At 68.1% G+C, this 10,317-nt stretch carries 10 protein-coding genes and 2 pseudogenes; 8 read left to right on the top strand and 4 right to left on the bottom strand.

Features of this window, described 5'->3' with window-relative positions; genetic code table 11:
* Positions 1–109: 109 nt before the first annotated feature.
* The 4 genes and pseudogenes from VNS22_RS14890 to VNS22_RS14870 all read right to left on the bottom strand — a co-directional run bounded on the left by VNS22_RS14890 (position 110) and on the right by VNS22_RS14870 (position 4,904).
* Positions 110–619, bottom strand: a complete 510-nt coding sequence (locus VNS22_RS14890; protein WP_325733711.1) for a hypothetical protein — start codon at positions 617–619, stop codon at positions 110–112.
* The gene (locus VNS22_RS14885) at positions 612–1,871 is read right to left on the bottom strand and encodes a tyrosine-type recombinase/integrase (protein ID WP_325733709.1); all 1,260 of its coding nucleotides are present in this window, start codon (positions 1,869–1,871) and stop codon (positions 612–614) included. Before VNS22_RS14885 ends, VNS22_RS14890 begins: the two co-directional genes overlap by 8 nt.
* Positions 1,872–2,117: 246 nt before the next feature.
* Positions 2,118–3,880 (bottom strand): annotated as a pseudogene (locus VNS22_RS28340) (cache domain-containing protein).
* Between the two features lie 64 nt (positions 3,881–3,944).
* Complete coding sequence (locus VNS22_RS14870) at positions 3,945–4,904, bottom strand: ABC transporter substrate-binding protein (RefSeq protein ID WP_325733713.1); 960 nt, start codon at positions 4,902–4,904, stop codon at positions 3,945–3,947.
* A gap of 508 nt (positions 4,905–5,412) precedes the next feature.
* Here VNS22_RS14870 and VNS22_RS14865 point away from each other — a divergent pair.
* The 8 genes and pseudogenes from VNS22_RS14865 to VNS22_RS14830 form a co-directional block, all read left to right on the top strand.
* Entirely contained in the window at positions 5,413–5,850 is a 438-nt protein-coding gene (locus tag VNS22_RS14865) for a universal stress protein (RefSeq protein WP_325733703.1), read from the top strand.
* Positions 5,851–6,048: 198 nt separating this feature from the next.
* Positions 6,049–6,375: an NIPSNAP family protein gene (locus VNS22_RS14860; protein WP_325733701.1), complete on the top strand. Its 327-nt coding sequence runs from the start codon at positions 6,049–6,051 to the stop codon at positions 6,373–6,375.
* Positions 6,376–6,488: 113 nt separating this feature from the next.
* Positions 6,489–6,707 (top strand): hypothetical protein, encoded by a 219-nt coding sequence (locus VNS22_RS14855; RefSeq protein WP_325733699.1) that lies wholly within the window; start codon positions 6,489–6,491, stop codon positions 6,705–6,707.
* A 90-nt stretch (positions 6,708–6,797) separates the two neighbouring features.
* On the top strand, positions 6,798–7,661 hold the full coding sequence (locus VNS22_RS14850) for an AraC family transcriptional regulator (protein ID WP_325733697.1): 864 nt from the start codon (positions 6,798–6,800) through the stop codon (positions 7,659–7,661).
* Positions 7,662–7,757: 96 nt separating this feature from the next.
* Complete coding sequence (locus VNS22_RS14845; RefSeq protein ID WP_325733696.1) at positions 7,758–8,201, top strand: VOC family protein; 444 nt, start codon at positions 7,758–7,760, stop codon at positions 8,199–8,201.
* A 2-nt stretch (positions 8,202–8,203) separates the two neighbouring features.
* A complete protein-coding gene (locus VNS22_RS14840) occupies positions 8,204–9,232 on the top strand; it encodes an ABC transporter substrate-binding protein (RefSeq protein ID WP_325733695.1) in 1,029 nt (342 codons plus the stop codon).
* Between the two features lie 5 nt (positions 9,233–9,237).
* Positions 9,238–10,011: an ABC transporter ATP-binding protein gene (locus tag VNS22_RS14835; protein ID WP_325733694.1), complete on the top strand. Its 774-nt coding sequence runs from the start codon at positions 9,238–9,240 to the stop codon at positions 10,009–10,011.
* Positions 10,008–10,317 (top strand): annotated as a pseudogene (locus tag VNS22_RS14830) (ABC transporter permease); the annotation flags it as partial. The gene VNS22_RS14835 and the pseudogene VNS22_RS14830, both read left to right, overlap by 4 nt.

The raw sequence follows: 10,317 nt of genomic DNA, 5'->3' as shown, positions 1-10,317 counted from the left end.
CTTGCAATCGTGTCCACGCCCTTCATCCCCACCCACCCACCGGAAAACACCGATGGGCAGTCTGATCAGCACGATCAGCAGGGTCAGTATTGGACGCCGATCCCCCGCCTCAGGGGGGCAAACTTGCACGCCGAATCACACGTGAGCCGAGAAAATCAACCAGGCGGTAGAATTGTTCTTCCATCTCTGGCGTTTTTAGCCAGCCCAACCTACCTGAATGATTCTTCCATTTCTTATTCTCTTGAAGATTCATTCGGGCGCGACGTTTTATCAGATCTGGATCACGCGCAAGCCCGCGCTCAGGGGCAACAAGCGTAGCTGATGCCTCGGCAAGCAGAAGGGCAAGCTTGGCCACATCTGGAGGTTGCACTGCCGGGACAAGAGTGGAAATTCCCATCTCCCTGGCCCCAGGATCCATCTTTCCCCTCGTGGCAGCGATTTCGACGTGATCTAGCGCGGCTAAAGACACGCGAATCGCCTCGCCAACCTGATCGAGAAGCGACCGCGCCGCCGTCAACGGCTCGATCCAGTCTGGATCTGGTTCCAGGAGACGGTTAGCGAGTTCCCGGGCTTCCGCTTTGGTCAGTCTGCCGACGACATCGGCCTCGGTATCAGGCACGTTTAATCTCCCTCGGCAGAGCCACGTTGCTGTCCATGCCCACGTCAGGCACCCGGCCGGCAATCAGCCCTAGCACATGCCGCGACCAGCGTTCCTGAGCTTGTCGCCGGGACTGCCAAGCATCATCGCGCTGGTAGGCACGCATCAATGGGTCGGCCACGGCATGACCTACCAGAAGCTCGGCAACGGCATCGGGTACACCCAGCCGCGCCAAGCCGGTGCGGTAGGTGCGGCGCAGATCGTGCATGGTCCAGGGGGGTAGCTTGGCGGTCGTGGTTGCCGCGAAGATCGGTCGAAGGCGCTGGGTCCATCCGCTGATCGGCTTGCCGCCGCGTCCAGGGAATACCAGGGCAACGCCCTCGGTGCGCGGCACGGCCCGCAACAGGTCGATCATCTCCTTGGTCAGCGGAACGCGATGCGCGCGGCCCTGCTTGGTGATGTCCGCCGGGATCGTCCACACTGGGTCATTGCCTTCGAGCACCATGTCATGCCAGCACGCCGAAGCTGCCTCGCTCTTGCGCACGCCGGTCAGGATCACGAAGCGGACGAGCGCCGTAAAGATCGGATCATCGCCAGCGCCGGCGGCCTGCCAAAGCACCGGCAACTCGGCATCCTCCAGGGCACGGCCGACCTGACGGACTTTCTCGGCCCGGCTGGAACGCGGCTTCCGCCATCCGGCCAGCGGAGACGCCTGGATCAGCCCCTCGTTCGCAGCCCAGCTCAAGAACACCGATACACGCGCGCGCAAGTCCGTCGCCGCACCCGGCTTCCCCTCCCGTTCGAGCGTGTTGAACCGGTCGACCAGCTTGCGCCGGTCCAGCGTTGCCAGATCGCAGTTGCCGAGAACGTCCAGGAGATGGCGGCGCAAGGTGCTGAGCGTTTGCTTGGTGCGCACCAGCCCGCGACGCTGCAGGCTGCACTCGTAGGCGTCCAGCGCGGGCTGAAGCATAGCCTTCTCCCGCCGCCGCCCCTCGTCACGCTCCCTGGCCGGATCACGGCCAACGGCCAGTTCGCCAAACCGCTTCCTCGCGGCTGCACGGGCATCGCTGAGCGAGATGCTGGGATGGGCGCCCAGAGTCACTCGCCGCGTCGGAGCGGATCGGCCACCTCCATCCGACCGGAACTGGATCAGGAACACCTTGCGGCCGTTCGGATAGACCCGCAGCGCCAGCCCCGGCACGTCGGCATCCCAAAGCATCATCTCGGACCGATTAGGCGGGCACACTGCCGCCTCGATCCGCTGGACCGTCAACCTTGTCCTTGATTGGCCCGGAAGCACCGCGGAAGCACGCATCTGATGGCACCCTATGGCTACCTCGTCCTAGATATGGCAGCAACGCACTGATTTTACAAATTCTTTGTGCTTCCCAAGTGCTCGTGAGGGATTGTGATGGTTATTACCCCACACTTGGTAAGGACGAGGTCGCTGGTTCGATTCCAGTCGACAGCACCATTTTTCCCCATAGATCAGCAAGTTCTGCTGCAGGCGTCCGACGGCCTACTTCCCTGCGTCCTCCGGGCCGCTCGCCGAGGTAGTCTCCGGCCTGATCCCCACGCCCGCGTCATAGATCGTGACCTGCTGCTCGTAGCCCTTGAGAGGACGGGCGCCGAGCGGGGTCAGTGGCAGCCTGCTGCCGATCGCCATCGCCATTGTGCGATCCATCAGGATCTGCCCGTCCCCGGCGGCTTCGCACAGCCTTGCTGCCAGATTCACCACATTGCCGATGGCGGTGTATTCGACGCGGCTGGCCGTCCCGATCTGGCCTACCGTGGCGTGCCCCATGGCAAGGCCGATGCCAAACCCGATCCGGTAGCCTCCGGCGCGCCAGCCGGCGATCAGAGGCTGGATGGCCGCCTGCATGTCGATCGCCATGGCGAGCGCCCGGTAGGCTGGGTCCGGCATCGGCACCGGCGCATTGACCAGCACCATCATCCCGTCGCCGGCGAAGCTGATGAGCGTCGCCTCGTGCCGGGTGACCGCACGGCCCAGCACCGCATAATAGTCGTGCAGGATCGCCATGACCTGCTCAGGCCCTGCCTGTGCCGACAGGGCGGTGAAGCCGCGCAGGTCGCAGAAGACGGCCACCACCAGGGCCCGCTGGCCCGCCAGTACGCTGTCGTCGCCCGCCCGCTCCACGAGTTCCGCCACCTGCGGCGCCAGGAACCGCCGCAGTCGGCCGATCCGCTCCGAGCGCTCCTGCGACAGAGCGAGTTCCTTCGCCATCTGGTTGAAGCGGGACGCGAGGCGCTCGAGTTCGTCGCCCGAGCGGATCTCGATGCGATGGTCGAACTGCCCGGCACCGATCCGCTCCGTGCCCTCCTCCAGCTGCCGGATCGGGCCGGTCATGCGCCGGGCGAGGCCATAGGCCAGCAGGCCAGCAGGCCAGCCAGGAGCGTACCGGCCAGCATCAGCCCGCCGGTCCGCCACAGCGCGGCACGGATCGGCGCCAGTGCCTCGGCGACCGGCTGTTCCACGAACACGGTCCAGTCCACTCCGGCGATCGGGGCCACCGCGGCCAGCACCGCCTCGCCGTCATGGCTCTGCAGTGCCATGGCCCCTCCGGCCGCCGCGACCTTCGCCCGCAACGCGCGCAGGCCCGCTGCCGTCGCATCGTCCGTGCCGCGCAGCACCTGGCTGATGTCGGGATGAGCGACCAGCCGGCCCCACCGGTCCGTCACGAAGGCATGGCCGGTCGTCCCGATCCGGATCCCGGTGATCACGTCCCGGATGAGCTTCAAGTTGACGTCGGCCAGGGCGATGCCGACGGTCGGCCGGTTGCCCGCCACCGCCACCACCATGAACGGCTCGGTGGCTGCGGAGTAGGTGACCGGGCCATACCAGGCCCCGGCGGTGCTGGCGCCCGACACGGCGGGATCCGCGGACCGGTCGATGCCGCTGCCGCTCCTGTTCAGATCGACCCGTGACACGTGCAGCCGCTCGGTCCCCTGCCCATCGACGAGGGTGATGGCGGCCACGGCCGGGGCCTGGCGCAGCACCCGGAAGGCATCGCGGCGATGCTGCTCCTCGCTGCCGGGGCGCCAGTCCAGCTGGACGGTCCAGCCGAGCTGGTCGCGGATGCCGTCGAGGAAGTTGCGGATCTGCCCGGCCGCCGAGGCCGCCTCCAGCTGCAGCAGAGCGTCCAGCATGGCGCGCTGGTCGCGGTAGCCGAACCATGCATTGCCGATGCCGCCGGCCAGCAGGGGTGCGACCACCGCGACGAACAGGACGACGAAGTACTTCCCGAACAGGGACCGGTGCAGGCCCTGCCACGGCTGGCCCACGGTCAGGAGCCGCTGCCGGGTGCCCGGGTCGTGCAGCCTCCCGTCACTCGATCACCTCATCGGCCAGCAGCAGGATGCTCTCGGGCAGCGCGATGCCCAGTGCCTTCGCCGTCGCGAGGTTAACCGTCAGGTAGAAATTGCTCGGCTGCTCGATCGGCAGGTCGCCCGGATCGGCACCTTTCAGGATCCGGTCGACATAGAAGGCCAGGCGGTGCTGCATCACGCCGTAGTCTGCGGAATAGGCCATCAGGCAACCGAGCTGGGCGAACCAGAACCCCCAGGCCATCACCGGCAGCCGGTGGGTGAGTGCCAGGCTCGCGATGCGCTCTGCCTCGGCTGCGAACATGAGGTCGGGCAGCACGAAGACCGCCCGCACGCCTTCCGCTGCCATCTGCCGGTACGCGGCCTCGAACCCGGCCGGCTTCGCCACATGATGGATCTTCAGGTCGATGCCGAACTGCCTGGCCGCCTGCTTCGTATCCTCCTCGAACGGCAGGTAGGCGACGTCCGGGTTGGACAGCACGCCGAGCGGACTCGGCTGCGGGATCGCTTCCCGCAGCAGCTCCAGCCGCTTGGCCGTGAGCTCGGTGGCATAGTAGCTGACCCCGGTCAGGTTGCCGCCCGGCCTCGCCAGACTCTGCGCCAGGCCTGCCGCAACCGGATCGCCGCTCACCACCGAGACGATCGGGATCGTCCTCGTCACCTCGTGCGCCACCTGCCCCGCCGGCTGCGAGGTCGTCACGATCACATCCACCGCGAGCCCTGCCAGCTCGGTTGCCGCCGCCTTGAACTGGTCCTGATCCAGGTCGGCGCTCCGGCAGTCGAACGACAGATCTTGCCCGGCCTGATACCCGAGTTCCTCCAGTCCCTTCATCAGAGGGCCGAATTCACCGGCCCCCTGGGCATAGGCCGCAGGGTCGCAGGGCCAGAAGGCAAGCAGGCCGATGCGTGGCGAGCCGCCCGGCTGGGCCGCCGCCGTCACGGGCAGTGCTGCGGCCAGCACGCCCGCCAAGTGGATCAGGCACCGTACCCAGCCAGGCCTGGGTCTTCCGGCATTTGGGACAGGATCAAGGAATCCGCCCGACCAGGCGCTTGCGACGTGCCGGCGCGCCATGACGACCCTCCGCGGCCATATGAGCTGGCTGCCCGATGATGCCGGCCTGATGATAATCGAAATCGCGCCAGCGCCGTACGCAGGATCGACGCCGGGTCTCCCTTCGACTTCCAGGAGGGGTGACCAGAGCTGGTTCCTCGATACCAGCGTGAAGTCGTCCGCCAGTGACGGGGCGGTGCCGGACCTGCCCCATAGCTGTTGGAGACGGCCGAGCAGCCAGATTCATCTGTAATCGCGAGACATACCGTCTCTGGCGGCCGTTGCCTTGAGCCAGATCAAGGCGGATCCTGCATGAGCGGGGCGATAGTCCGCGCTATGGCGCTTGGGAGGTGCCGCCGCTGCATGAACCCGCGGCGGAAGGCTACGGGTTCACGCTTCGATCAGGAAGGGAGGATCCATGTTCCATCACATTCTCATTCCGACCGACGGCTCCAGCCTGTCGTCGTCCGCCGTGGAGAAGGCCCTGACGTTCGCCCAGGAGGCCGGAGCGCAGGCGACGCTGCTGACGGTGATCGAACCGTTCCAGGTGTTCTCGCTGGCGCCGGACCAGATCAGCAGCACCTCGGCAGACTATCGCGAGCTTGCGACTGCACAGGCCGAACGGATCCTGAGCATGGCGGAGGCCCAGGCCAATTCACTCGGGGTGCCGTGCGAGACCGTCAGCGTCGAGCATGATCAGCCCCATGAGGTGATCGTCGGGACGGCACTGCAGCGGAACTGTGATCTGATCGCCATGGCGTCCCACGGACGACGGGGACTGTCGGCACTCTTCCTGGGCAGCCAGACGGTGAAGGTGCTGACCTCTTCGAAGATTCCGGTGCTCGTGTATCGGTGAGCACCCCGGCCTGATGAATTCGTGCATGCCGACCATGGATCGCGTGGACCAGGTCGCTGCCCACCCTGGTCCGCGCCTGTCTGGAGGATGGGGACGTTCGACTTCGGCCGAGACGGGCATGGACGCGCAGGACTGCATCGATCATCGGTGGCAGCGCCCGACGGGATAGGCCCGAGGGGATCAGGAGGACGTCCGACGATGATCCATGAACTGCGCGTCTATCACTGCGTGCCCGGCCGGCTGCCGGCCCTGCTCAAGCGCTTCGAGACGGTGACGCTCGCCATCTGGGAGCGGTTCGGCATCCGCCAGGCCGGGTTCTGGACGGTCGGCATCGGCGAGTCGAACCAGACGCTCTATTACCTGCTCGAATGGGAATCGCTGGCCGAGCGCGAGCAGAAGTGGAACGCGTTCATGAGCGATCCGGAATGGCTGGCCAAGCGTGCGGAGAGCGAGAAGGACGGGCCGATCCTCGAGCGGGTCAGCAACCAGATCCTGGTGCCGACCAGTTTCTCTTCGGTGCGATAAGTCAAGCGGGTGTTGCGGGAAATCCGCCACTTCCGGTTGACGAGTGGCCTGGCCGTTTGCCACCGATGCCCGGCACCACGACAGGTGCGGCAACCGGCATTGGTGGAGTGAGGATGGCGATCTGGCGGTGGATGAGGACCCTGCTGGCGGGCCGGCCGCGCGAACTGCCGCTGGCCGAGCGCGACCTGCTCATCCACGACCATGTCGACCTCCTGCCGACTCGCTGGACCGGCGCCGATCTCTCCAGTGCTGCCGACTGGCTGGCCGGCCGGGGCCGGGCGGCAGCCGGCCAGCCGGCAGCACCATTGGTACCGGCTGGCCGCCAGGCCTGAGCAGGGGACCGGCCGGCCCGCGCCAAGCCACTTTACCCGCTCCGCCGCTTGCTCTTCCATGCCCCGGTGCAGGGTGGATGCGAGGGTGTCATGGCAGCGGCTCCCATGAACGGCTACATCATGCGACGGCCCACGCTGCATGATTATGCGGCCTGGAGCGGGGCGGGGCTGACCGTCGAGACCTATCGCAGCGACGCGGGCGAGATGCTGGCCCGCTCGCCCCGCCACCGCATCACCCTGAACCGGACCGCGCATCGCCGCTATGCCCACCGCCTGGGCGATGCCGGTGCCGCGGTGCGGCTGGCGCGGCCCCAGGCGACGCTTGGCTTCGAGCCCGCCGGCATGGCGCTCTGGGTCGACGGCGATGCGGCCGACTATGTCTCGATCTTCCAGGAGCCTGCCCTCTACCGGTCGCTGCAGGAGGAGGCCGGCCTGGGCTCGAGCCTTGCCGAGCAGCCGTTCCTGGCTCAGCCGGATGGGACCTGCCGCCATCTGGTCGAGGCGCTGGCGAGCCTCGCGGGAGCCGGGCAGCCGGCCGAGCCGATGCTGGCGGAGCATCTGGGACTGGCGCTGGCCATGTGCGTGCTGCGCCAGGCGGGCCGGGCGGCACCACCGGCCATGGCCGGCAGCCTGTCCGAGGCCCAGCGCCGACGGGTGCTGGCGGTGATCGAGGCACGGCTCGACCAGCGCGGCCTCACCTTGCGGGAGCTGGCGGATGCGGCCGGGCTCAGCCCGTTCCACTTCGCCCGCGCGTTCAAGGCGAGCTTCGGCACGCCGCCGCACCGTTTCCTGGTCGAACAGCGCATCGCGCGCGCCCGGGCCCTGATCCGGGAGGGCCGGCTCGGCCTGGCCGAGATCGCGCTTGCGACGGGTTTTGCCGATCAGGCCCATTTCTGTGCCGTCTTCCGCCGCGAGACCGGGCTGACGCCCGGGCGGTTCCGCCAGCAGGCCTGAGCAAGGGTTCAACAGCCAGAGCAAGGATCGCCTAGACCGGCCGGCCGCGGACGGAGCAGGCTCGCCCGGCCCTCCCACCGCTATCGGCAGGTCCCCTTGGCTGGCTTCGCGCAGACCCACCGCATCACCGACGTCTGCATGCTCGTGGCGGATGTCGAGCGCGCCATCGCCTTTTATGCGGACAAGCTCGGCTTCGTCCTGCGCCGCCGCGCGGAGGGCTTCGCCGACTTCAAGGGGGCCGGGATCACCCTGGCGCTCTGGGAGATCGGGCACATGGCCGAGCATACCGGCGTTTCGCCGAAGCTGGCCCCGCCCGGCGTCCACAAGGCCTGCGTCGCGGTGGAGCTGCCCTCGCCGGCCGAGGTCGACCGGCTCCATGCCGAGCTTGCCGCCAAGGGGGTCGCCTTCGTCCGCCCGCCCGGCGATTATGTCTGGAACGCACGCTGCTGCTACTTCGCCGACCCGGACGACAATCTCTGGGAACTCTATGCTTGGCTGGAAGGGGGTCCGGTCGGCGACGTGGACCAGCCGGAGGCATGAGCATGATCGGGATCTCGCGGCGCAGCCTGCTGCGCCATTCAGGGCTGACCCTGGCCGCGTTCGGCGGGGGCGCTGCCCTGTTCCTGCCGAAGCGCGGCAGTGCCGCCGATGCCGAGGTCGTCGTCCAGTATGACTGGCTGATGAGCAACGGCCAGATCGGCGACGTGGTGGCGCTGCAGCAGGGCTTCTATGCCGAGGAGGGGCTTGCCGCTTCCTTCTCTCCGGGCGGCCCCAATTCCGCGACCGTGCCGCCGGTGGTGACCGGCCAGGCCCAGCTCGGCCAGTTCTCCGACAGCGCCCAGCTGCTGCTGGCCCGCTCGGCCGGCGTGCCGATCCGGATCATCGCCTGCGGCTTCCGCCAGGCACCGTTCGCCTTCTATTCCCTGCCCAAGGCGCCGATCCGCATGGTCGAGGACATGGTCGGCAAGCGGATCGGCATCCAGCCGACCGCGCGCTACGTGCTGGACGCGATCCTGGTGAAGCACGGGATCGACCCGTCCTCGCTGACCATCACCAATATCGGCTTCGACATGACGCCGCTCGTGAGCGGCGACGTGGATGCGGTCACCGGCTGGATCACCAACACCAAGGCGCTCTCCGTCATCGGCCCGGAGCGCATCGACCTGACCATGCAGGCGGCCGGCATGCCGTCCTACGCCAATGTCTACTTTGCCACCGACGACGCGGTGGCAAGCAATGCCGACCTGCTGACCCGCTTCATCCGAGCGACCGCGAAGGGCTGGGCGTGGAGCCACGCCAACCAGAAGGAAGCGGTCGACATTACGGTGGACGCTTACCCACAGCTCGACCGCGAGACCGAGCACGCCACCATGGACCGGATCATGGCGCTGAGCTTCGATGGAACCACGGCCGAGCATGGCTGGGGCTGGTTCGATCCGGCGGCGCTGGCCGAGCAGATCGAGCTCTACGATTCGATCGGCCAGTTCCAGTCCGGCGCGCCTGCCCTCGACGACACCTATACCACCGCCATCCTGGACGCGACCGCCGACGCGCGGCCGAAGATCGGCTGACGCCCTTGGCGCTGGCGATTGCGGCCAAGGGCCTGGCGGTAGGTTACGGGACTCCCGCCGCACCGCTGCCGGTGCTGGAGCGGGTCGATCTCGCCATTCCCGAAGGCGAGTTCCTGGCGATCCTGGGCCCGTCCGGCTGCGGTAAGTCCACGCTGCTGCGGGTGGTGGCCGACCTCCTGCCCCCGCTGGCGGGCGGGATCACCGTGCTCGGCGGCTCGCCGGAGGCAGCCAGGCGCCGACGCGACGTGGCCTTCGTGTTCCAGGACGCGACCCTGCTGCCCTGGCGGACGGTGCGGCAGAACATCGAGCTGCCCCTGCAGGTGGGCCCGGCCGGGCTGCGCCGGCCGGGTCTTGCCAGCACCGACGAGCTGCTGGCGCTGGTGGGCCTCCTGCCGCAGGCGGACCGGCTGCCCCATGAGCTGTCCGGCGGGCAGCGCCAGCGCGTCGCGATCGCCCGCGCCCTGGTCAGCCGGCCGCGCATCCTCCTGATGGACGAGCCGTTCGGCGCGCTCGACGAGATCACCCGCGACCGGCTGAACGACGAGCTGGCGCAGCTCTGGCGGCGCATGGGCATCACCATCCTGTTCGTCACCCACAGTGTCATGGAGGCGGCCTATCTGGGCCAGCGCGTGATGGTGCTGGCGGCCCATCCCGGCCGGGTCCGCGAGATCGTCGACCTGCGCCCGGTCAAGGGCGAGGCAGGCCGCCTGCCGCGCGAGGCGCCGCCTTTGGTCGAGGCGATGGCCCATCTGCGTGCCGTCCTGGCGGATGCGGCATGAATCGGGCCACCACCATCCTCCTGCCGATCCTGGGGGCCGCCTCGATCCTGCTGGTCTGGCAGTTCGTCCTGCCCCTTATGGGCGTGCCGGCCTTCATCGTGCCGACCCCGGCCACGGTGGCGCGCAAGCTCGTGACCGATGCGGGCCTGCTCGCCGCCAACGCCCTGCCGACCGCGCTGGAAAGCGTGCTGGGCTTTTTGATCGGCAATCTGGCTGCCGTGCTGCTGGCGGTCCTGTTCGTCTACAGCCGGCCGATCCGCGCCGCCTACTTCCCGGCGGTGCTGTTCTTCAACACCATCCCGATCC

Source organism: Geminicoccus sp. (genome assembly GCF_035556675.1).
GTDB lineage: Bacteria > Pseudomonadota > Alphaproteobacteria > Geminicoccales > Geminicoccaceae > Geminicoccus.
Note: the sequence above shows the minus strand (reverse complement) of the source record. Positions and strands in the feature narration are given on the sequence as shown.